This window comes from Ruoffia halotolerans (assembly GCF_014049385.1).
GTDB classification, from domain to species: Bacteria; Bacillota; Bacilli; order Lactobacillales; family Aerococcaceae; genus Ruoffia; species Ruoffia halotolerans.
Genome location: NZ_JACAOA010000027.1, coordinates 1 through 24705 on the forward strand (window position 1 = coordinate 1; position 24705 = coordinate 24705).

Consider the following 24705-nt stretch of genomic DNA (forward strand, 5'->3'; position numbering starts at 1 on the left):
ACTTCAATTTTATTTTTTTTACAGAACGTTGATTAACTAAACTTAAATCCCTATAATAAGATTATCTATTCAATTCTATAAAGGAGACTCATAATGCATATTCTAGAAGATTTAGAGTGGCGCGGAGCCATCAATCAACAAACAGACTCAGAAGGTCTAGAAAAACTAACACATAAAAAAGCGATTGGTCTATATTGCGGAGTTGACCCTACAGGGGATTCAATGCATATCGGTCATTTAATTCCATTCATGATCCTTAAACGATTTCAATTAGCTGGTCACAATCCAGTCGTAGTTATTGGTGGGGCGACAGGTTCTATTGGAGATCCAAGCGGCCGCAGTAGTGAACGTCAATTACAGACCATGGACGTTGTAAAAGAGAACGCCAATAAACTAACACAACAAATGGATAAGTTATTCTTAAAAGGCGACGCTGAAAATAGCGGTTTCCGTGTTGTAAATAATTACGATTGGTTAAGTGAATTATCTTTATTAGATTTCTTACGTGACTACGGAAAACATTTTAACATCAATACAATGCTTGCTAAAGATATCGTAGCTTCTCGTTTAGAAACAGGGATTTCATTTACTGAGTTTACTTACCAAATATTACAATCCATCGATTTCCATTATTTATACAAGAACTTAGATGTTCAATTACAAGTAGGTGGTGCAGACCAATGGGGTAATATTACAGCGGGACTTGATTTCATTCGTCGAATGGAAGGTTCTGAAGCAGAAGCTTATGGATTAACCATTCCATTAATGCTGAAATCAGATGGAACTAAATTTGGTAAATCAGCTGGAAATGCGATTTGGTTAGACCCAGAGAAAACAACACCTTATGAATTCTACCAATTCTGGATTAACCAGCAAGACTCAGATGTTACTAAATTCCTTAAATACTTTACTTTCTTATCTAAAGAAGAGATTGAAGCTTTAGAGAAAGAAATTGAAGTGAATCCACACTTACGTGTAGCTCAACGCCGTTTAGCTGAAGAAGTTACTCGTTTTGTCCACAGTCAAGAAGCACTAGATGAAGCGCAACAAATTACTGAAGCACTCTTTACTGGTGAAGTTGGTCAACTTTCAGCAAAACAAATTGAAGAAGGTTTCAAAAACATGCCACAATCGACAATTGCTAGACAATCTGAGAATTTAGCTATCTGGTTAGTTGACACTGGAATTGTTGATTCAAGAAGACAATCACGTGAATTTATTAATAACAATGCCATCTCTATCAACGGAGAGAAAATTAATGATGTTGATTATGAGATTAGTCCTGACGATGCGATTGATGGTAAATACATCATTGTTCGTCGCGGTAAAAAGAAATATCATTTAGTTATTTTTGAAGATTAATACTTAAGTCCAAAAAAAGTCACCTACTTTTTAGTAAGTGACTTCTTTTTTATTCGTTCCAATTTTCTGGACTCCAACTTGCACCATCTAATTTTCCTTTATGGTTTTCAATGCGTTTCTCTTGTTCTCTTAATAAATTCATCGCAGCGACTAATAATGCTTTCGTCGGATAGTCTGCTGCTTTCTCAACCCATTCATCATGATAGTTATCATAGTGTGTATTCATCAAGTCAACCTCCTTACCAGCGATCAGTTAAAGTGAATAATTCACTCACTTCATCCGCTTGATCTTCTATCGTTTGCTTCCACAGTTCGAATAGAATTTCATTTTCTGCCGATAGATTGAGTTGCTCAGCTTGAATCGCCTCTAATTTATCTAACAAGTAGCGCTGGTAAGTTAAATAACTTAAATGCGTCCCTTCTTCTAAGTAACAAGCGTATTGATACATTAACTCCATCTTCTCAGATTCACTCATATAAGCAAATTGGTGAACCGAAAAAATAGGTAAATAAGTCATATTAAAGTAATTTGCCAATGATTCATACGGAGATAATACTTCTGATAACGTCCGTTTCTCTCGCCCACCTGCTTGATACTGACTCTCCTTCACACCTGCCACAACAACAACACCTAATTCTTTTGTTGCTAATTGTCTAGCCAACTGGTCATTTGTTTGTCTATCTTCAATGACCGTATCTAACCACAGTTTCATAATTGCTGGTGCTTGATACCAATAAAGATGGAATTGAAAGATAATTCGGTCATACTCTAATAGACGAGCTTGTTCTGCTTCAACATTGAATGACCCCTTGTCGTCAAATTCACTTTGTAAATCTACGTAGGTCACATCAGTTATATGCTTGCCTGAACTTAATAGAAATTGCTGACTACTCGAAGTCGCAACATCTGGATGAGCTACGTATACTATTGTTTTACTCATTCAATCCTCCTCAGTTATTCTGGTCCAAATAATCGCTTTAAATATGGAGATATCTCCATAGCGTTTTGGAATTCTTGAAGATTCGCTACATCTATATTACTGGCATTAATTTCCTCGATCAGCTCTCTTGCGTAGCTTTGGAAAGCGTTATTTAGTTTAGCCAATAATGTTTGATTGTATACTAATGCATAGGCTTCTTCAGCTTCCTTCAAGCCACGTGCAATGACTTCGAAATACCCCTCCGTCACAGGAATAAACTTTAAATTATTTAATGTAGATACTACAGTTTCATAATTTAAAGTTTGACTTAACGCATCATCAATAAGTAAATTGATTGTTTTTTGAAAGTTATCCTCTGTCTCTTGGAAGCGATAAGGTTCAATCGTTTCAAGTAGGGTGTAATATTCAATGTTTTCCACATAAGGAACATTACTATTGACTTGCCCACCAGTGATTACAGGTTCAATATACATTGCATTCACTTCATTGCGAGCGAAATAACGACGATGTAAATCATTATACGCTTGGATTTGTTTCGGTCCTAGGACTTCTGATTCTTCTAAGTCACTCAAGTGTGTACGGATACTCATTAAATCATCCTCATTCATATCTTCAATAATAAAGCCTGTTTCTTTATCAGAGTAATATTGATCAATTTGTTGAATGACTCCTTGAGCATAAGCTTCTTGGCGATGAATGTTTTTCACTTGATGCTGTGAATACAAAAAGAAACTTAATTGAATGATTACCGCAACAAGTATCGTACAGGCCAATGAAACTAAAATTTTTGCTTGTTTCGTCATGACGGTTCCTTTCAGAGTTTACTTTCTTTTTTATGTGGTAACTTCACAGTGAATACTGAACCCTTACCTAATTCACTGTCGACTTCTATATTACCTTGGTGAGCTTCAATGAGTGATTGAACGACAGATAAACCAATACCTGATTCTCCAAACTCAGTATTTTTCCTTGATTCGTCCACTTTATAGAATCTTTCCCAAATACTTTGTAGATGCTCTGGATCGATTCCGATACCCTGGTCGATAACTTTAATTTCACTATACTCTTCTTGCATCTTCCCTTGTAAGATAATATCACTGTTTTCAGAGAATTGAATGGCATTGGTGACGAGATTTATGAGTATTTGAATAATTCGATCATAATCTGCCCACATAATTAAGCCCTCTTCTGCTTCAACTATAATATTAATATTTTTCTTAGCAGCTTTCCGTGATAATTGTTCTTTAATTTGGTCGAGGAGTTTATTCCCATCATTCTCCTGCTTAGCTAAGACGAATTGATGACTTCTAATTTTTTCGTAGTCTAAGTTTTCATTGACTAATCGAGTCAGTCTTTGCGTTTCCCGTTGGATCAATTCTAAGCTTCGCCCTCGTTGCTTCTCTGGAATCATATTATGCTGTAAGCCTTCCAGAAGTCCGCTCATCGTTGTCAGTGGTGTCCGCATTTCATGAGCAACATCCATCATGAATTGACGTCTTAAACCTTCTTGTCTCTTTATTTCTTCTTGCGATTCCATTAGTGAATGTGACATCTTTTGGAAATCCCTTGATAAATCCCCAAACTCATCTTGCCCATCCGTCTCTATCGTTACATCGTAATTTCCTTGACCAATTTGTCTAGTTGCATATTGGAGTCGATGGATTTTGCGCGTTTGCAGGATTGAGTAAACTGTACTAATAATAATCCCCATAATAATCGCTAAAATAAGTGATATAAATATATTCTGTCTGACTGCATCAAGTCTTGCTTGTAGGTCATCTAATGGAGCCGCCAAACTAATAAAGCCTGATGGAAATTCCCCAACATCATGATGGGGTAGATATACAGTTAGATAAGGCTCAACCTCGCCGTTTTGGTTATAACGGTCCACTGTTCGAAAGCCAAGATATTGACCAGATTGAATTAACTGCAACTCTTCCTGAGATAAGTTCGCATCGAAGCGTTGATCATAAATCGGATAAATTGTTCTTCCATCTGATAAATACACTTGAATAACAATGTTTTCACTTGCTAATAATTGAGATGTTCTCACTAAATCATTTCGTGAAAAGTTATTATTAACGATGTTATACCCGTAATTTAGTAATTGCTGCTCACGTGTTTGTTCAATCTCAGTCGTCATTTCATCTTCAATTCGATAAGCAAAAAGCGCAACCGTTGCAATAATGACTAATAAAAATGCAAACAGTTGTTGCCATAAAACCTTCATTATTCCTCACCAGGTGCTTCGTATTTATAACCGACTCCCCAGACTGTTTGAATTATTTGTGGACCCACTTGTTCAATTTTTTGACGTAATTTTTTAATATGTGCATCAACAGTACGTTCATCTCCAAAGAAAGGATCTTCCCAAAGACTTGTTAATAAGTCTTCACGACTAAATACTCGTTTAGGATGTTCTGTAAATGCAACAAGTAAATCAAACTCTTTCGGTGTGAGATTCTCAATGGGTTTATCTTTATAATAAGCTTCGCGTGTTGATGTATTGATATGGATAATTTCTGTTTCAACATCAAATTCTGAAGTAGTTTCCACTTCTTCCTCTTGTATCGGTGTTACCTGAGCTCGACGGTGTAATGCTTTCATACGAGCGAGTAATGTAATCGGGCTGAAAGGCTTTGTTACATAATCATCTGCTCCAATTTCAAGTCCAATCACTTGATCACTTTCTGAATCTCTCGCTGTTAACATAATAATCGGTGTTTCATTAGATATTTTTCGTATATTCCGACAGATTTGCATGCCGTCCATTGTAGGAAGATTCAAGTCTAATATCACAATATCCCATTTCGTAGGATTATTTTTATACGCTTCATAGCCTTCTGCTCCGTCCTGATGGAAGGTTGATTCATAGCCTTCATTCTCAAAAAACATCGACATCATTTCGCTCACTGATTCATTATCTTCTATCATTAAAACGTTCATCATTGTTTCCTGCCTCCTTTTGCACAATCCTTGTGCCTTGTAGTCATTATTATACATGAATTAAATGAGTTTAAGCAATTTGAATCCATTATCCCTCATCTCCTCATAATATTCACAATTTCGTCACATTTGCAAACAAAAAATGCCCAATATAATCTTCCTTCGTATTTACCTACGTCACTTTTGGGAGGTTGGAATATACGTAAATAAAAAGGTATCGATTATACTAAGCATCTTTAGAGGTTTATAAATTAGGCTTTGGTACTTTTGAATAATATACTTTACTGGGTTTAATGGATAAAAATATAGAATAATTTTTTTATTAGTTCATCACAGAACGAATACTTTCTTCATCAATTTGGATATCCGTACTTTGATTTTGCTCAACCTGATTATTGTCGGTTTGCTTTTGTTTTGAGCCATCTGAGTCACGTGATTGCAATAAAGTTAGTTCTTCGACAAGACATTCAATGACGTATCGGTCATTATTTTCGCTGTCTGTGTATTTGCGACTTTGCATCTTACCGGTGATGGCAATTTGATCCCCTTTGGTAGTATAGTTATGCAACAAATCAGCAAGGTGGTTCCAAGCGACAAATGGAATAAAATCAGCCCGGCGCTCACCGTTTGCATCTTTTTGATAATGATTGATCGCAATAACATTATTAACAACACGACCATTTTGACCTACGTTATTTCGTCTAACATCTCGTACAATTCTTCCAACATACATTGCTTTATTCAAAAAATCACCCCTTTCTTTTTTGGTCTATATATATATACGTAAAAAAGGGGCGATTCCATTATTTTATTTTCAAATTTACACAAATCTTACATAAAATTTACAATTAACCGATTTCTTCTGCCATTTTTACAATTTTTCTTAAGCGGTGATTCACACCCGATTTTGAAATCGGTCCACCAGGTATTTGCTCTCCAAGTTCTTTTAAGCTCATATCTGGGTTGCTTAATCTAAATTCTGCCATAACTTTTAGCTTGTCAGGTAAAGTTGTTAGGCCTTGATAATCATCAATTAAACGAATTGCTTCAAGCTGGCGTTGAGATGCATCAATGGTTTTATTCATATTCGCATTCTCGCAATTTACTAAACGATTTACTGAATTACGCATGTCACGAACGATGCGAATATCCTCAAAACGTAACACAGCATTTGATGCGCCAATAATCGCTAAGAAATCGGAAATCTTCTCCGCTTCTTTTAGATAAGTTATAAAGCCATTACGACGATTGATTGTCTTGGCATTTAAATCAAAATCATTCATCATTTGACAAATATCTTTATTATGTTCATCGTAACTTGAATAAATTTCTAAGTGATAATTATTTGACTCTGGATTATTTACAGAACCTCCAGCTAAGAATGCACCTCGTAAGTATGAACGTTTCTTTTGTTCATTCTCGCTAATATCACTTGTGACTTTTGTATTCAAGCCAATACCTAACATATCCAGAATATTCAAGTCTTCTAGAATTTCTTTCACTCTAATACGACAACGTACAATATATACATTGTTCTTCTTCAGCTTCATCTTGCGTCGAACAATTAATTCACCTTCAACTCCATAATGATCTTTTAAAAGTGTATAAATTCGGCGCGCGATTGCTGCGTTCTCACTTTGAATATTCAAAATGAACTTTTGTTGATATATACTTACAGCACCATTCATTCGAATCAGCGCAGTAAGTTCCGCTTTAGCATGCTCTCGGTGTACTTCTAATAGCGTACATTCTTTTTTTACGTCTGAAGCAAATGTCATCGTGCCTCACCTCTCTATCTTTATTACTATTGTGTCTTTTCTACTTTTCGGGGGGCTAATTTTAAAGAATTTAACAAGTAGCCTAATTCTTCGACAACTTTCTCAGTATCATGATATGCCCCACCATGTTTCATACTTAAAAATTCGCTAGAGATGACGCGACAGTCTTCTTTACGTATGCCTTCAAAATCATGTTTAACCTGTAATAAATATTCTTCGTTTGGTTGTGTTCTAATATAATCTTCGGGGACTTCCGTTGTATTCACTAGAACTGTATCAATAAATTTATTATTCAAATGTTGATGGAGAACTTCTACATGATCGGCGTCGGTAAAGTTCTCAGTCTCACCTAATTGAGTCATGATGTTACAGATGTAGACAACTTCAGCATTTGTCTTGACAATGGCTTCACCAATCTCTTTAATCATTAAGTTTGGCAAGATACTTGTGTAAAGACTTCCTGGACCTAAGATAATCATATCTGCATCCATGATAGCATCAACCACACGGGGCGAAGCTTCTAAAGCTTCTTCTCCTTCAGTGGTTGTGACCAATACTTCTTTTATCTTCTTGCGGTGAGAAGCAATACTTGATTCTCCAACCGCAATAGTTCCATCTTCAAATAAAGCATTTAGTACCAGAGGCTCTTGAGCTGCTGGTAATATTTGTCCTTGAATATGCATCCACCTTGATAACATGTCGATAGCATCTTGCATTGAACCATGCATTTCTTTTAAGGCGGCAATCAACAAGTTACCGATCGCATGGCCAGCTAAAAAATCATCCGTAGATTCAAAGCGATATTGAAATAAATCAATAAACTCTGGTTCACGTGCCGATAAGGCACTCATACAATTTCGAATATCTCCGGGAGGTACCACATTAATATAGTCTCTAATCACTCCACTACTTCCACCGTCATCACCAACAGTAACAATAGCAGAAATACTTGCATTCAAATGTTTTAACCCTCGAAGTATTACCGGGAGGCCAGTCCCTCCTCCGATAACAGCCACTTTATAGCGTGGTTTGGCTTTTTCGCTCATGATCGATTGACCGATTCCTTATTTTTTAATTTATCGCGGTGCGAGACATTCACCGCGTAATGATTATTTTCTAATTCTTGACCCATTCTCTTAGCTAAGGCAACTGAACGGTGTTTACCACCGGTACATCCAATAGCAATTGTCACGCTAGATTTACCTTCTTTTTTGTAACCTGGTAAACAGTATTTAATTAAATTCATAAATCGTGAATAAAATTCTTCTGTCTCTGGTTGCTTCATGACATAGTCATATACTTCCGTATCTAAGCCCGTTTTAGGTCTTAGCTCATCAACATAATGTGGATTCGGAAGGAAACGCACATCCATGACAATATCTGCATCGATGGGCACCCCGAATTTAAAGCCAAATGAGACCATTTCGATGTGGAATGGTTGATAGGTATCAGAAGCAAAGACTTCGATAATTTTCTCTCTTAATTGTCTTGGCGATAAATCTGTTGTGTTAACGATCATTTGTGAGCGTGCTCGAATGTCACTTAACATTTCTCGTTCTTTTTTAATTCCTGTAATGGTTCTCTCTTGTGTTGCCAAAGGATGCTTTCTGCGTGTTTCTTTATATCTAGATACTAAGGCTTGGTCATCGGCTTCTAAGAAGACAATCCGCGTTGTAATGAATTGAGTGTTATCCATCTTGCCAATAACATTCTCTAATTCACTAAAGAATTCGCGTGTCCTTAAGTCAATCACAAGCGCGATTCGTGTAATTTTTCCTGATTCTTTCATTAATTCCCAAAATGTAGGAAGTAAATTTGGTGGCATGTTGTCGATGCAATAATAACCTAAGTCTTCAAAACTTTGGACTGCGACAGTTTTTCCTGCCCCACTCATACCGGTAATTATTACTAATTCTAATGTATCAGACATGCATCTCGCCTCTTTCCCTTGATTTTAATATATTATATCACAATCATTTTGATTTTATTATGATTATCGTTTGAATATTCTGTTTGTCTAAATTTGCTTCCTTATATTATCAGTAAACGTCTAGTAAAAGCAATTCATTTTATTTCTTTAAATAAAAATCCAAACGATAATTAATCGAATACAAACTCCATTCACCGCACCATTCTAATCGAACGATATGCACAGATTGAAGCCAATATTAAGACTAATCATCATTTGGATACTCTTATTTAGACTAATACAATTGTTACTCAGTTAATTTACGCATATCTGCTTCAATCGCTTCTGCTTTTTGATCAACCGTCTCACGATTGTCACCGCGTACTCCTAAGTATAATTTAATCTTAGGTTCTGTTCCACTTGGTCTAAAAGCAACCCAGCTACCATCTTCTAACGTAAATTTTAATGCATCTGATGAAGGATAGTCTAAGCCTGTTGATTTACCGTCACCATATTGCACTGTTCCTTCTAGATAATCTGCTACTTTATCGATAGATAAACCACCTAATTGAGATGGAGTATTTTTGCGAACTTGGCTCATAATGCTTGCCATCTTCTCTTTTCCAGATAAGCCTGGGAATGAAACTGAAATGGTCTTTTCAACGAAGTAGCCATGTTTGTCATAGATAGCTTCTAATGCGTCACCTAAAGTACGACCAGCTTTTTTATGGAAAGCCGTTAATTCAGCTAGAATAACTAAAGCTTGGATCGCGTCTTTATCACGCACAAATGGTTGTACTAAGTAGCCATAACTTTCTTCAAATCCCATTAAGAATGTATGTTCATTTGTTTCTTCATACTCTTTAATCTTCTCTGCAATAAATTTGAATCCAGTTAATACTTCGACCATTTCTAAACCATAGCTTTCAATAATCGCATCGGCTAAATCAGTTGATACGATTGATTTTACAGCAACACCATTGTCAGGTAATTCTCCTTTTTCGCGGCGGGCATTCAGAATATAATCTAACATGATGGATGCAATTTGATTCCCTGAAAGTAATTGGTATGAGCCGTCTGCGACACGAATCATTGCGCCTAAACGGTCAGCATCCGGGTCAGTTGCTAATAAGATATCAGCATCAACTGAACGGCCTAATTCTTCTGCTTGAACGAAAGCATCTGCGGACTCTGGATTAGGTGACTTAACTGTTGGGAAGTTTCCATCAGAATCTGCTTGTGATTTAACAACTTGAATGTTATCAAAACCGATTTGCTCTAATGCTTTTAGACCAATCATTAAACCTGTTCCGTGTAAAGGTGTGAAGACGATATTGACTTCATCTTTCATTGATTGCACTAAGTCTAAATCAACTGTGACAGCCTTCATCTCTTCTAAATAAGCATTATCTACTCGTTCACCGATAATTTCAATGGTTCCTGATCCTAGCAAGTCTGTCTTATCTCCGACAGCTACTTCAAGTGGATTATCAATTGCGCGAACATATTCTGTTAATTTATCTGCTGCTTCTGGTGGCATTTGCCCACCATCTTCGCCGTAAACTTTGTATCCATTGTATTCGGCTGGATTGTGGCTCGCAGTAATCATAATACCAGCATATGTGTTTAAATGACGCACTGCAAATGAAAGGACAGGTGTTGGTCTTAAACTTTCATATACGTAACTCTTGATGTCATGTTTTCCTAACACCATCGCTGCTTCCATAGCAAATTCAGGTGAGAAATGACGTGAATCGTAAGCAATCGCTACCCCGCGTTTTTTAGCATCTTCCCCAGCGTCTTTGATTAACTTCGCTAAGCCTTCTGTCGCTTGACGAACAGTATAGATATTCATGCGATTTGTACCTGGTCCTAATACTCCACGCATCCCTGCAGTACCAAAACTTAAGTTCGCTCCGAAGGCATCTTCGCTTTCTTCGCGTGATAATTGATTCAGCTCTTCGCTTAAATGTGTATCAAGTGACTCATGATTTTTCCATAGTTGATATATTTCTTCCCAAGACATAATTATCCCACCTTTTCTAATGTTATTTTTATTATAACATCATTTTATTATACAACAAAGGTTAACCTATCCTGAGTTAAAGCCTTTACACAGTTCCATTATTTTATTTATCGTTTATGTCAATATATAACTTTATTCCGCGATATCTTTTATTATCTTTATCACTTTTCTTAGTAAATACTCCATAAATTTTTACATAAAAAATGACCAACTAAATTAGAGGTTAGTCTAATCCGTTGGTCATGCTTTATAAATTAGTTTACTTGGTTAATTGGATCTTTCAAGCTTTGAACATAGTCAAACGCGCCTTGTCCAGCAATACTTCCGTCTCCGGCAGCTGTAACAATTTGGCGTAGGTGTTTTTGACGGATATCTCCAACTGCAAATAAACCTGGAACAGTTGTTTCCATGCGCTCATTGGTAATGATCCAGCCTTCTTCATCTGTGACACCTAAATTCTCAACAATATATGAGTTTGGTATTAGACCAATGTAGACAAAGACACCATTCGTTTCAAAGTCTTCTACTTTGTTCGTTTTTACATTACGAATTGTGACTGAATTAACGCCATTTTCACCATTAATCTCTTCAACGACACTATCCCAAATAAAGTCAACTTTAGGGTTGTTAAAGGCACGGTCTTGAAGTATTTGTTGCGCTCTTAATTGATCGCGTCGGTGTATGATTGTTACTTTATCAGCGAACTGCGTTAAGTAATTTCCTTCTTCAACAGCTGAATCTCCTCCACCAACAACAACTAAGTTACGGTCACGGAAGAAGAAACCATCACATACTGCACAATATGATACACCTGAACCGCTTAAACGGTCTTCACCTGGAACACCTAACTCACGGTGATGGGCACCTGTTGCAATAACAACTGCGGGTGCGATATAAATTTTGTCAGCGGTATGAACATATTTCGTTGTTCCTGACACTTCAATATGAGTCACATCACCGTATAAGTGCTCTGCACCGAATTCCATCGAACTATCAAAGAATTTCCCTGCTAATTCAGGTCCACCAATTTTAGTATAGCCTGGATAGTTTTCGACATCTGCCGTATTAATTAATTCTCCACCAGGTGCACCTTTTTCAATTATAATTGTTTTTAAATTTGCGCGCGATGCATATAAGGCAGCGGTCATTCCACCTGGGCCTGCTCCGATTATAATTACATCTGCTTCAACACGTTCTTTTGTTATCTCTACCACTCGCTCTAACCTCCTAGGTTCGTCTGTTTAGTATTGTATATCATAGAGCTTTGATTGTTCTTAATCAATCTATTTGCTTAATACTATTTATTATATCTTATTTGTCAAGCGACTCTTCTTGTTTACCTTCACGTAACATCAAAGATTCAATCGCATCTTCAACAGATATTTTCTTATCTGTGTATAGAGCCAAATAAAGCATTTCCGTAATCGGCATGTCAATGTCATATTCTTTTGCTAATTCATAGGCCACTTTTACAGTTAATATCCCTTCAACTACCATGAACATCTTCTCGCTCACTTCTGCTCTCGAATAGCCTTTAGCAATCAAGGTTCCAGCTTGGAAGTTACGGGAATGCGGGCTTGTACAAGTTACAATTAAATCTCCTACTCCACTTAAGCCAATAAAGGTTAATGGATCTGCTCCTCGAGCAGTACCAAGTCTTGATATTTCAGCTAAACCTCTAGTAATCAAGGCTGCTTTTGCATTATCACCATAACCTAAACCAGATATAATTCCTGCGCCAACGGCAATAATATTTTTTAATGCGCCACCTAATTCAACCCCGATGACATCTGTATTGGTATACACTCTGAAATATCGATTCATAAATGCTTGTTGCACTGCTTGAGCAGCTTCAAGATTATCACTTGCCGCTGTTAAAGTTGTCACATCCTGGCGAGCAACCTCTTCAGCATGACTTGGTCCTGATAAGACAACGACATCTTGATAATTATCTTTATTTAGTACTTCTGTTAATACTTCGCTGATTCTTAGTTGCGTATTCATTTCCAAACCTTTCGAAGCATGCACAATCACTGGTGCTTGCGCTTGATCTTCAAGTAATGGATTTAATTCTTGTGCCATTTGTCTCATGGCATTGGTTGGGACAACTAATATAATCATTGATGCATTAGAGACAGCTTCAGATAAAGAGGTCGTTGCTTTAATTTCTTTCGGTAAAGATACATTGGGTAAATACTTTTCATTTGTATGTGTTTGATTTATCTCATCGATAATCGTTTGCTTTCTACCCCAAAGAACTGTGTCATGTTTGTTCTCACTTAATACTTTGGCTAAAGCACTTCCCCATGAACCTGAACCAATAATAGCAATCTTCATTATTCATCCTCATTTCTAACAACCCTTGATCGGTCATCTGTGTAGTAAGGCACCAGGTCTTTCCCTTTTAGACGAATCCAAAGTACAAGACCAATACCAATAACTACTAGAATAAGCGACAAGATTTGAGAAACTCGTAATGGACCGATATATAAACTATCTGTTCTTAGGCCTTCAATCCAAAAGCGTCCAATACCATACCAAATCATATAGAATGCAACGAGTTCACCACGTTTGAAGAAATCTTTACGGGGTCTTAGTAGGAGTAAGGCAATTAGACCGACTAAATTCCATAAAGACTCATATAAAAACGTCGGGTGATAATAAGTCCCATTAATATTCATTTGTTCAATAATAAAATTAGGCAGAGCTAAGTTTTCTAGAAAAGCTTTCGATACCGGCCCCCCGTGGGCTTCTTGGTTCATAAAGTTACCCCAACGCCCAATCAGTTGACCAGCAAAAAGTGCGGGTATCGCAATATCGAAGACATTAATGACACTGAGTTTGTATCTTTGACACAGTACATAAATTGTTATCGCACCACCGATAACACCACCGTAGATGGCCATTCCACCTTCCCAAACTCGGAATATACTTAATGGATCAGACAGATATGAGTTTGAAGAGAATATGACATAATAAATTCTAGCCCCTACTAAACCAAAAATCACTGTCCAAAAGAGCAAATCAAAAGACGTATCTGAATCAATTCCCTTACGGCTTGCTTCACGCGTAAATAAAATGTATCCGACTAAAATAGCCAACCCAATTATAATTCCATACCAACGGACCGGCCAGCCAAATAATTCAAAGGCAATCGGATCAATCGCTAAAAAATTCAATCCCATTCTATTGTTCCCCCCGGTTCTCTTGGATTAAATCACGTAATTTACTATTAAACGTTACTTTCGCATCATAACCCATTTGAGTCGCACGGAAATTCATTGCCGCAGATTCAACAATCGCAGCTAAGTTTCGCCCAGTTTTAACTGGGATACGAATCGAAGGCACTTGAACTTCGAATATTTGCTCATACTCTTTATCAAAACCAAGGCGGTCATATTGTGTGTTTCCGTCATCCAATACTAAGTTGATAATGAGCTCTAATCGTTTACTACGACGAATCGCAGATACACCGTACAAGCTCATAACATCAATAATACCTAAGCCACGAATTTCAATCATGTTTTGTAGGATCTCTGGGGCTTCACCGTTTAAAGTCAATTCATCAATTTGATACAGCTCTACACGGTCATCCGCAATAAGTCGATGCCCTCGTTGAATCAGCTCTAAACCAATCTCAGACTTACCAATACCACTGGATCCAACTAACAATACCCCCATACCAAAGACTTCCAAAAAGACACCATGCTTTGAAAGTCTTTCAGCGAGTTTTCTCTCGAGATAATTCGTAATATTTGCTAACACCCGACTTGTTTTGGATCTAGCTGATAAGATAGGAATATCTAAAGAGTCCGCAACTGGGATTAATTCTTCAGGTATATCAATCTCACGTGATACGACAATCGCTGGCGTCTCATCCGTACACATTAATGAGAAGATATTTGATCTTTCTTCGGATGTCTTTTCACTTAAAAACGACATCTCAGTGCGTCCAATTAATTGGATACGTTCATGTGGATAATATTCTTTGTAACCTGTTAAAACAAGCCCAGGTCTTGAAACTTCACTTGAATAAATTTTGTTTGTTTTATACTCTTCACCATATATTAAATTGATATCTAACGTGTCTACTAACTCTTGTACAGTTACTGCATTAGTCATGACGTATATTCCTCCTGTGAATGATCTTATTTACTTCTAAATGTTATCACACAACTGCCCAACAATCACGAACCAAATATTAAATCATACCTTATATAGTAAAAAAATCTACACCTGCTTAATACAAGCAAGTGTAGACTTAGTTCAATTTATTTAATTTCGTTTAATTAGAAGTCATCCCAATTATCATTATCTTCGGGTGTTACATCTTTAGGTTTATTATTCGAAGAAGGTCTATCTGAACCGAATGGATTCGATTTTCTACTTTGACCACCATTAACTTGATAGTCATAAGGTAAGAGTAGCCCTAAAAGAATATATAACCAAAATCCTGATGACCCTACCATAAGTAGGATAAAGAAGATTACTCGAACAATTGTCGGGTCAATATTGAAATATTCAGCTAATCCCCCACACACACCCATAATATGTTTATCTGTTGATGACTTAAATAATTTTTTACTTTGATTTGACATTTTATATCCCTCCATAATTTTTAATGTCTTGTTATGTTTATTATAACTCTTTTTTACTATCTTTTAAAAATATATCGCCAGAAGTTGTTGTGATGTTAACCATTGCATTATCTGTATCACCTGATACAATTCGATGGTAATGTGCTTTTTGTTTAGTTGGATGCTCGTCAATACTTTCAAGATTTGATAAGCGGTTTTTCACTTCACCGTGGGTAGTCTTACTGTCAATGGTTAAATTCATTTGACTTGGCAGCGATAACTTAACATCCCCACTCACTGTCTTGATTTTAACATTCGCATCATTCGTATCTTTTTTCGTTAGATAAAAGTCACTGTTTAAAGTGTCTGCTGATAAGTTTCGGATGTAACCATTCACTCGAACATCCCCATTTAAGTCACTCATCACTAGTGTATCAATCGGTGAGTTTTGAATATCAATATCACCGTTTAATAAATCTAATGATACTTCATTTGCTGTAACTTTATTTAAGGACACATCTCCATTTTTGTCTTTAATTACAATTTCTTTACTAGTTAAACCATCTAAATTGACTTCGCCGTTCAGTAATTGAATTTGGAATCGATCAACATCTCCTTGAGGCACTTTAATTGTACCGTCAACTGAGAATTTCGGTGATGTCACTTTCAATACAAAGCGGTTATCAATGATACCGATCGTATTTACTTCTTCAAAGTGCTCTTTCGACGTTTCTTCATGGCTACCATGGAATCGTACTTCTGCATCAACGACAATATCTTCACCGTCATGGCTCACCACCTCAACGGAACCATTATATAATTCAATCTCAAAGCGATTTACTCCTTCAACGGGATACGTAAATTCATAATCTTGTGAACTTGTTTTGATCCATGGTACTTGGAAAGAGACATTAACATCTTTTAAGTTGAAGTTCTCTAAAAATGATTTAGATTGTTCTGTGAAGAATGAACCCCATTTTTTACCTTCACGGGATGCTTCTTTTCCAAAGTGTGTGGCTGCTTCAGCAAATTTCTCTGAACGGTTATTGAAGAATTCTTTGAAATCTTGCTTGTTAGACTCTTTACTCCAGCCTAAGGCTTCTTTTTCACTTTGTAATTCAGTCAATTCACTTTGTAAAATATCTAATTCAGCTTGAATGTGATCTCTTTTTTCAATAGTATTTACTTTTTGTTCAATCATTTCAGGGGTTAAATCATCTAATTCTTCAAATATCTCAATCTCACGTATGCGTTGTTTGCTGATTAGTAATTTTTCATTCTCTTTAGCTATCTTATTGTTCAATGCTTGAATTTCAGCGTTAATTTCTGCTAAACGTGCTTGATTATTCTTAACTTTCTCAGTATCTTCAGTTTCTTGAAACTCAGACCATTCTTCAAAGTCAGCCTTTTTCTCAGTGCTATTCTTAATGTAGTCACCCATATATTTAGCAAAGTCTTTTCCTTGATTAAAGACTTCTTCAAATGTCTGATTAATACTTGCTTCTGTCACTCTCTCAGTGTCGTCTGGTGTTTCAGTTGTTCCAGTTGTTTGAGTCGTTTTTTCATCTGTAGTTGTCGTTGATTCTGATAAAGTATCATTATTTGATGCCGCTTCTAATAAATCAAGTGCTTCTTCCATAGAAATAACATTTTGTTTTACTAGTTCAATTATACGCTCTTTTTCATTCATATCAGTTTACCTCCAATGATTTTTATCTCCTGCTTCTCTACACTTATTATTATGTCATCGATTGTCAAGGACTTCATAGGTCTAGAGCCCTATCTTTACTTAATTGTAAGTTAAAATATATTCAAATTTGTTCGCGGACATATCTTTTGCTTTCGTTCTATCTATATTATGCAAGCAATTGGACATAAATTCATTGGACTATAGACCCATATTTTAAATAAAAGAAAAAAGCTAACGGATTTCCCGCTAGCTTTAGTAAAAATATTTAGTTGATGATTCCGAACACAACTGCAGCCAACGCTGCACCAGCAATCGGTGCTAACACTGGTATCCAAGAGTAACCCCAGTCTGAGTCTCTCTTTTGTTTAATTGGTAAGATCGCATGAGCAATACGTGGACCTAAGTCACGTGCTGGGTTAATTGCATAACCCGTTGTTCCTCCTAATGATAAACCAATTCCGATAATTAAGATACCGACACAAATTGTTGATAATCCTGGTGCGATATCGTATTTAGAAAAGCTTAAGATACCGAACATTAAAACAAACGTCCCTAATAATTCACCAACAAAGTTTGAGACTGTATTGTAAATTTCTGGTCCTGTAGCAAAAGTTCCTAAGATGGCTGATGAATCTTCAGTCACATCATAATGTGGTTTGTATTGTACCCAAACTAAGACAGCTCCTAAAAATGCCCCAAGCATTTGTGCGATTGTATAAGGTATGACTGAACTCCAAGGTGTACTTCCTTCAATCGCAAAAGCAATTGTTACCGCGGGGTTTAAATGAGCAGGACTCATATAACCTGAAGCTAAAGCTCCTAATGTTACCGCAATCCCCCAACCAATCGTAATCGATAACCAACCTGCACCATTACTTTTTGTTCCTTTAAGTAAGTTTCCAGCAACAATCCCGTCTCCTAATAAGACTAAGATTAACGTTCCAATAAATTCTCCAACTAGCTCTGTTCCCATATTTTTCCCCTTTTAGATATTAAATTTTTATTATTTTGCGTTTTCTTTTAATTCTTTTAAATCATTTTCAGCTAATACAGCAGCTAACTCATCTAAGTGTGCTTGTTTTTCTTCTTCAGACCATTCAAAGTATCTTGCCATTTCATTCGTAATTGGAAGTGTTAAATCATCCAGAGTTTCACGCATGAATAGTAAGTGATTTGTTCTTCTTAAGAAATAATCTACAGGAGTTAAAGCCATCTCTTCTCTCATTGTATAATGCAATACCAGTGTATCGCGTAGACTTAAGCCTTCAGCTGCTTCAAGGGTTGTAACTAAGTTGAATACACGCGGTGCATTTGAGCCAAAGACTCTGGCGATATATCTTGCGTCTTCTTTGTCTAAACCACGTTTCACACCTAATTGAGCAAAAGTTTCTAATTCTGAATCCACATTTGCTGGATTTAATTCTCCACCTGAGACTGGATAAGTTTTTGAATTAACTAAAGTAAATTGCTTTTGATATTGTGTTGAAAGGATCTCAATAATTGCTTTCATTGCTCCTTCAGCCATCTTACGGTAATCCGTAATTTTTCCTCCAGCTAGTGTAATTAAGCCGTTATCATCAATATCTAAAGAACTTCCACGAGATACCGCTGAAGGGTCGTTAGCTTTCTCAGACGTACTAGTTTCAATTTGTCCGATAGCTTCTTCAACGTCTTCACGCGTTGTTTCTTTATTTAAGTAAGAACCTACAGTTGAAATTAAATGATCAAAACTCTCATCCGAGATTGAACCATTATTCCCTCCATTATAATCGGATGCTTTATTCCCTGAAATTAACGGACGTAATCCTGCCCAGCTACTCTCAACATCATGAATCGAAATATTCGCTTCGGGGAAACGATTATTCACAATGCCTAATAAGTAATCAACATCTTCTTGAGTCACTGTTGGATGAGCTAAATCACCTGTGTAATCTGTATCGGTCGTTCCAAAGTATGTTTTATTCTCTCTTGGAATGACAAAGACCATACGCCCATCACCTAAGCCAGTATCAAAGTATGTTGGTTGAGGTACTTTAATCTTGCTATTATCTACGACTAAATGAACTCCTTTAGTTGGACGCATTTGTTGGATTTGGTCATCTTCTTTATTTAAATTACGAACTAAATCACTCCACGGCCCACTTGTGTTAATTACCGTACGTGCTTTAATTTCAAATGTTTCGCCTGATAACATATCTTTAGCAATCACACCGTTAATTTGTCCTTCTTCATCGAATAAAAACGACTCAGCTTTCACACGGCTGGCAATGAGTGCGCCATCTTGGTTTGCGCGCTTGATATTCTCAATGACTAAACGCGCATCATTATTGTTGTAATCTAAGTATTGCCCACCACCAACTAAGCCTTCGGCTTTAATTTGAGGTTCACGTTCCAGTACTTCTTCTTTCGTTAAAGTTTTATTTGCCAAAGGTGAATTGCTAACGCCGGCTAATAAATCATATAAATCCATGGCTACTTTCAAACGGAACATATTAAATGTCGCATTTGGCTCATCATAAACCGGTAATAACATTGGATCTGCTTTAGGAATATGAGGCGCGATTTGTTGTACAACTGCACGTTCTTGGACAGTATCTGATACAACTTCAACATCAAATTGTTTCAGATAACGAATGCCTCCATGAACGAGTTTCGTTGAACGACTACTTGTTCCTTCAGCGAAATCTTGCATCTCTATTAGACCTGTTTCTAACCCACTGGCAGCAGCTTGAATCGCCACTCCTGCTCCAGTGATTCCTCCACCGATAATTAATAATTCAAGGGTACGGTCTTGTAACTTCTCAATCGCTCTTTGGCGTGTATCTTTAGAAAATCTCATGATTATTCCTCTCCTTCTTCCATCTCAACTTCATCTTGTGCAAAGACACGTGTCGCATGAACTGCTTTTTTCCAACCTTTGTATAATTGTTCTTTACGTGCATTATTCATTGATGGTGTAAATGTTTCGGCTGTTTCGTTCAATTTCTTAATTTCATCTAAATCTTTCCAGTATCCTACGGCTAAACCAGCTAAGAAAGCAGCACCTAGAGCAGTTGTCTCTAAGTTTTTAGCGCGAGCAATTTCTGTTCCGATAATATCTGATTGGAACTGCATTAAGTAATTATTCATTGCAGCCCCACCATCTACTTTTAATAAAGGTATTTTAATCCCTGTATCCAATTGCATGGTGTCAATAACGTCTCTCACTTGATACGCGATGGACTGTAGTGTTGCTTTAATAAAGTCTTCCTTCGTTGTCCCGCGTGTTAATCCAAAGACAGATCCGGTCGCATCTGAATCCCAGTAAGGCGCACCTAAACCTGTAAAGGCAGGAACAACATATACTTCATCATTATTGCTTGAGTTTCTTGCATAATCTTCAGACTCAACTGAATCGCTAAACATACGCATTCCATCACGTAACCATTGAATGGCACTTCCGGCAATAAAGATTGACCCTTCAAGAGCATAATAGATTTTTCCGTTAATTCCATAACCAATTGTCGTTAATAAATTATTCTTAGATAATTCAAAATCCTCTCCAGTATTCATAATAATAAATGAACCTGTTCCATACGTGTTTTTGACCATTCCTGGTTCAAAAGCTAATTGACCAAATAAGGCTGCTTGTTGGTCCCCAGCCATACCACTAATAGGCACTTCTCCACCATAGAAGTGGAACGGTTTCGTTGTCCCGTATACTTCCGAGTTAGATTTCACTTCTGGTAGTAAGCTACGAGGAATATTTAACAACTCCAAAATCTCGTCATCCCACTCTAAATCCTTAATGTTATAAAGCATCGTTCTAGAAGCATTAGAGTAATCAGTGACGTGAGTCGCTCCATCTGTTAATTTCCAAACTAACCATGTATCAATTGTCCCGAATAATAATTCACCTCGCTCAGCCCGTTCTTGAGCGCCCTCAACATTATCTAAGATCCAACGAATTTTTGTCGCTGAGAAATACGCATCTACGATCAAACCTGTCTTTTGGTGAATCATATCTGCATGACCGTCTTGTTTCAATTGTTCAGCGATATCCGCTGTTTGTCTAGATTGCCAAACAATCGCATTATAAATAGGTAATCCTGTCTTTTTATCCCAAATAACAGTCGTCTCACGTTGATTCGTAATTCCGATTGCACTAATATCTGATGGTTTAATACCGCTTTCAATAAATGCCCCCGCAATCACTGATTGAACAGAGTTCCAAATCTCATTCGCATTATGTTCAACCCAACCTGCTTTAGGAAATATTTGAGTAAACTCTTTTTGATAACTCGCTACTTTTCCGCCCTGTTTGTTAATTATCAGCGCTCGTGAACTCGTCGTACCTTGATCAATCGACAAAATATACTTTTCTTCCATCTTAATCCCCCTATTAATCTGTAAGTAATTATTATTTATGTTTAGGAATCGCTTTCTTTGTGATTATATTGTATCTCTTAAAGTTAATTTGTAACTATCGCGTTTTTTAGAATTATTTAAAAAAGTGAGAGCGCTGTCCAAAAAAGATGAAACACTGGCTTCAAGAATTAAAGTCAGTGTTTCAAATAATAATTAATTTTCGCTATTAAAAAATCTTTGAATGATGATTTCTAATTGTCTCATATCAAAGTGATTTGGCAAGCCTTTGAGGTAATAGTAGGGACCCGGATAATCTCTGTCATAAGCATTAGAGACAATTAAATTAAAGTATTTTCTTTTGTCATATATTTCCACACTTACTAAACGATTGACCTCAAGCCTTTGACGCATGACTGATAGTATCGGTAATTTTTCTGTTTCATCACCAATAAGGTCTAGCCCGATACTTATTGTCATAGGCATCTGGTAAACAACATAAGACAGCACTTCTGTTAAGGTCCATTCTGCCTCCTTATAAGCATCACCTAATTCTTTATGGTCGTAGTGATAGATATTTGTGATGACATCCTCAAGTAAGGGGATCGCTAGGTCTTCATTTTCTAGATTCATGCCATGTTTAATGAGTGATCGATCTAACACATAATCAATGCTACGTTCAATAATTGCACCTTTAAAGAAGTATAATCTCCCAAGTATTTGATTTAATGAATACATTCCTTGTTCATTTAGATTTTCTTGGCTTGAAACCGTTGAGCGAATATATTGCAAGCCCGTTGTTGTCGCCTCACTAACCGGCCCACCGTAACCTAAACTTCTCTCCATGACAAATGCAGGTAGAATAGACATTGTTGTCATAAACATAAACTGACACATAGCCTCTTCCTCTTCACTTTCTAGGGCATAGCGACTTAAAAATACTAGCGTGTTCTGTCGAACTTGTTGATAGAAACGATGTGAATAATAAGGTTTCATCAACTCTTTTAAAGCGTTAAAATCCTTATATTTAACACCCATTCTTTGACGCGTTATCATGAGCCATAAACCTATTTCTGCTTCTCTATCCGCAAAAGTATCCTGCCCCCAAAGCTGTTGAAAAGAACGAATCACTTGTTGACTTTCTTTTGATTGTGCTAATTTACTTAATCGTTTTTTAGGTTCGACTAGAGTATATAAACGAAAGTAAAAATAGCGAATCTGATGTTCAGGACCTCTAATACGCCCACTTCGAACGGCTAAAGAAAATTCTTCTAGTAATACATTCAAAGAAACTAATTGACGGTGAAACGTCGCTTCACTAATGAGTAATTCTTGTGATAGCTTTTGAACCGTATACACTTCGACTTTAAATAAATAGTCCAGAATCTGATATTTTAAAGAATAAGGTAAGAATAGTTGCACGATATCTTGCTTTGTAACATGTGGTCCCAAGTTTAATCCTAGGCGGTCATTGATGAGCTGAATACTTAATGGGAAACCTTGTGAATCGGCTAATTCATTCAAATCTTCGACGTATTTTAATAATGTCACTTTCGACAAGGCTGTTTGCGCCATTGCCTCTTTAATTTCGAGATCCGTCGAATGATTAATTAATGTAGATAATAGAACCCATAGACCACGCTCACGTTTCTCAAATAAATCTTCAATTACCATCTAAAAACACCTCACTCATACGCTTTTGATAGCTCTTTAAGGCACAAGCATAAATACACTCACTCATTGAAAATTCTCCTCTATAAAAAAGTCGATCTTGAAAAGCCAGTGCTTCATCTGTCATTTGTGCATTTATCGAAATCGCGAGTAAATCAGCCAGAGTTAAAATATCACTTTGTGAATAAACTTGCGCTCCAATCAACTGTCCTGTTTCTTTCTTTGTGATGAGTTTAACCGTTATCTGAGATGGATTTTCTTTTGATATTTCTTTCTCAAGCATCGTTGTTTCAATTGGATAAAACAATGCAGCTTCTTGCTCTGTTAAGCCCACACTGACCATATATAAGCCGAATAATTGACTTCCGGTCACTCGTAAAGCTTGGGGCACGGCGCTTGTTTTTTGATAGAGATTCATCGCCGCAATTTTCCCGCTAAGATAGGCATGGTTCACTAATGGTAAATAATAATCTGTATCTGTATAAGCATAAGGCGCTCGAATTAAATCCCCCACTGCAAACACATCAGCCATACTCGTCTGTAAATATTCATCCACTTCGATTGTTTTATCTAAATGGCAATGAACTTGATCTTCAATTAACTTTGTATTGGGACGGAAATTCACAGCGAGCATCACATGGTCTGTCAGTATTTCAATATCTTGTGATAATATAACGTTAAACTCTGTATCCTGTGAGTGAATGCTTTCGACATAATGTCCTTTAATCACGTTGACGCCACTTTCTTGTATTTTTTCCTCTAATAATTGAGTCATATCTGAGTCGAAATATTTGAAAGCCAGTTGATCAGAAGCTTCAACTATGGTCACATTTTTAGCAACTTGCTTGAAAGCATCCGCTGCTTCAAGACCAATTTGCCCTCCACCAGCAATGAGAATCCGTTCTGACCCTTCAATTTCCTGTAATGCCTTCTTACTCGCTTCTAACGTTTTCGTCGTTAACACTTGCGGATGATTTGAACCTAAAATACGTTCTGAGATTGGACTTGAGCCCATAGCCAAAATCAGCTTGTCATAGTGATAACTTTCATGTGTATTTTCATCTTCTACTAAGAGTGATTTATTTGCCAAATCAATATCTAATACTTCATTGTTTAGTAATAACTCAACCCCACTAGCTTCTAATTGTTCTTCGTTAATAAATGTTTTATCACTTAAATGTTTTAATTCTTCTTTTAACAATAAATTTAAACTACTGGGGATATGTCCAATATTTCCTTCTTTCTCAATGATGAGTACTCGTTTATTGGGATATAATTGCCTAGCTGTCAAGGCAGACGATACTCCAGCAAAGGATGAGCCAATGATAATTATTTCTGCATGATTCAAAGCTTACCACTCCTTTTTATATGTGTAACGCTTCCAATTTCGTTCTATCTTTTATAGTATAACAAAGCGAATTCCTCGAGTCACTTGTTCAAAGAAGATTAAGTGAATTCAGT

General features: G+C 36.7%; 22 protein-coding genes. 1 reads left to right on the top strand and 21 read right to left on the bottom strand.

All coding sequences use genetic code 11. The features are described 5' to 3' along the window. Window positions 1-93 precede the first annotated feature (93 nt). Window positions 94-1362 carry a tyrosine--tRNA ligase gene (tyrS, locus tag HW423_RS09010; protein WP_218931584.1) on the top strand — a complete coding sequence of 423 codons (1269 nt, stop codon included), beginning with the start codon at window positions 94-96 and terminating at the stop codon, window positions 1360-1362. A 49-nt stretch (window positions 1363-1411) separates the two neighbouring features. Here the strand turns inward: tyrS and HW423_RS09015 are convergent, their stop codons facing one another. The 21 genes from HW423_RS09015 to HW423_RS09115 all read right to left on the bottom strand — a co-directional run bounded on the left by HW423_RS09015 (window position 1412) and on the right by HW423_RS09115 (window position 24592). Continuing rightward, window positions 1412-1588: a hypothetical protein gene (locus HW423_RS09015; protein ID WP_218931585.1), complete on the bottom strand. Its 177-nt coding sequence runs from the start codon at window positions 1586-1588 to the stop codon at window positions 1412-1414. Window positions 1589-1601: 13 nt separating this feature from the next. Then, window positions 1602-2303 (bottom strand): NAD(P)H-dependent oxidoreductase, encoded by a 702-nt coding sequence (locus HW423_RS09020; RefSeq protein ID WP_218931586.1) that lies wholly within the window; start codon window positions 2301-2303, stop codon window positions 1602-1604. 14 nt (window positions 2304-2317) lie between these two features. After that, window positions 2318-3106 carry a hypothetical protein gene (locus tag HW423_RS09025; protein WP_218931587.1) on the bottom strand — a complete coding sequence of 263 codons (789 nt, stop codon included), beginning with the start codon at window positions 3104-3106 and terminating at the stop codon, window positions 2318-2320. Window positions 3107-3117: 11 nt separating this feature from the next. After that, window positions 3118-4533, bottom strand: coding sequence for a sensor histidine kinase (locus tag HW423_RS09030; protein WP_218931588.1), 1416 nt, complete (start codon window positions 4531-4533; stop codon window positions 3118-3120). After that, complete coding sequence (locus tag HW423_RS09035) at window positions 4533-5249, bottom strand: response regulator transcription factor (protein WP_218931603.1); 717 nt, start codon at window positions 5247-5249, stop codon at window positions 4533-4535. The genes HW423_RS09030 and HW423_RS09035 overlap by 1 nt, the downstream gene beginning before the upstream one ends. A 322-nt stretch (window positions 5250-5571) precedes the next feature. Further along, on the bottom strand, window positions 5572-5994 hold the full coding sequence (locus HW423_RS09040; protein WP_218931589.1) for a single-stranded DNA-binding protein: 423 nt from the start codon (window positions 5992-5994) through the stop codon (window positions 5572-5574). A 103-nt stretch (window positions 5995-6097) separates the two neighbouring features. Next, window positions 6098-7027 carry a DNA-binding protein WhiA gene (whiA, locus tag HW423_RS09045; RefSeq protein ID WP_218931590.1) on the bottom strand — a complete coding sequence of 310 codons (930 nt, stop codon included), beginning with the start codon at window positions 7025-7027 and terminating at the stop codon, window positions 6098-6100. A gap of 26 nt (window positions 7028-7053) precedes the next feature. After that, complete coding sequence (locus HW423_RS09050; protein ID WP_218931591.1) at window positions 7054-8073, bottom strand: gluconeogenesis factor YvcK family protein; 1020 nt, start codon at window positions 8071-8073, stop codon at window positions 7054-7056. Then, complete coding sequence (rapZ, locus tag HW423_RS09055) at window positions 8070-8957, bottom strand: RNase adapter RapZ (RefSeq protein ID WP_218931592.1); 888 nt, start codon at window positions 8955-8957, stop codon at window positions 8070-8072. The genes HW423_RS09050 and rapZ overlap by 4 nt, the downstream gene beginning before the upstream one ends. A gap of 286 nt (window positions 8958-9243) precedes the next feature. Beyond that, window positions 9244-10962: a phospho-sugar mutase gene (locus tag HW423_RS09060; protein ID WP_218931593.1), complete on the bottom strand. Its 1719-nt coding sequence runs from the start codon at window positions 10960-10962 to the stop codon at window positions 9244-9246. 254 nt (window positions 10963-11216) lie between these two features. Next, complete coding sequence (gene trxB / locus HW423_RS09065) at window positions 11217-12176, bottom strand: thioredoxin-disulfide reductase (protein WP_328803159.1); 960 nt, start codon at window positions 12174-12176, stop codon at window positions 11217-11219. Window positions 12177-12273: 97 nt separating this feature from the next. Next, entirely contained in the window at window positions 12274-13299 is a 1026-nt protein-coding gene (locus tag HW423_RS09070) for an NAD(P)H-dependent glycerol-3-phosphate dehydrogenase (protein WP_235956435.1), read from the bottom strand. Next, window positions 13299-14147 carry a prolipoprotein diacylglyceryl transferase gene (gene lgt, locus HW423_RS09075; protein ID WP_218931594.1) on the bottom strand — a complete coding sequence of 283 codons (849 nt, stop codon included), beginning with the start codon at window positions 14145-14147 and terminating at the stop codon, window positions 13299-13301. Before lgt ends, HW423_RS09070 begins: the two co-directional genes overlap by 1 nt. Window position 14148: 1 nt before the next feature. Then, entirely contained in the window at window positions 14149-15084 is a 936-nt protein-coding gene (hprK, locus tag HW423_RS09080) for an HPr(Ser) kinase/phosphatase (protein WP_218931595.1), read from the bottom strand. 167 nt (window positions 15085-15251) lie between these two features. Beyond that, window positions 15252-15560: a PspC domain-containing protein gene (locus tag HW423_RS09085; protein WP_218931596.1), complete on the bottom strand. Its 309-nt coding sequence runs from the start codon at window positions 15558-15560 to the stop codon at window positions 15252-15254. Between the two features lie 40 nt (window positions 15561-15600). Next, the gene (locus HW423_RS09090; protein ID WP_218931597.1) at window positions 15601-17229 is read right to left on the bottom strand and encodes a DUF4097 family beta strand repeat-containing protein; all 1629 of its coding nucleotides are present in this window, start codon (window positions 17227-17229) and stop codon (window positions 15601-15603) included. A gap of 265 nt (window positions 17230-17494) precedes the next feature. Further along, on the bottom strand, window positions 17495-18202 hold the full coding sequence (locus tag HW423_RS09095; RefSeq protein ID WP_218931598.1) for an MIP/aquaporin family protein: 708 nt from the start codon (window positions 18200-18202) through the stop codon (window positions 17495-17497). 30 nt (window positions 18203-18232) lie between these two features. Continuing rightward, window positions 18233-20068, bottom strand: a complete 1836-nt coding sequence (glpO, locus tag HW423_RS09100) for a type 1 glycerol-3-phosphate oxidase (RefSeq protein ID WP_218931599.1) — start codon at window positions 20066-20068, stop codon at window positions 18233-18235. A gap of 2 nt (window positions 20069-20070) precedes the next feature. Beyond that, a complete protein-coding gene (glpK, locus tag HW423_RS09105; protein WP_218931600.1) occupies window positions 20071-21597 on the bottom strand; it encodes a glycerol kinase GlpK in 1527 nt (508 codons plus the stop codon). 192 nt (window positions 21598-21789) lie between these two features. After that, window positions 21790-23247: a helix-turn-helix domain-containing protein gene (locus HW423_RS09110; protein ID WP_218931601.1), complete on the bottom strand. Its 1458-nt coding sequence runs from the start codon at window positions 23245-23247 to the stop codon at window positions 21790-21792. Further along, window positions 23237-24592, bottom strand: a complete 1356-nt coding sequence (locus HW423_RS09115; protein WP_218931602.1) for an FAD-dependent oxidoreductase — start codon at window positions 24590-24592, stop codon at window positions 23237-23239. Before HW423_RS09115 ends, HW423_RS09110 begins: the two co-directional genes overlap by 11 nt. Between the last annotated feature and the right edge of the window lie 113 nt (window positions 24593-24705).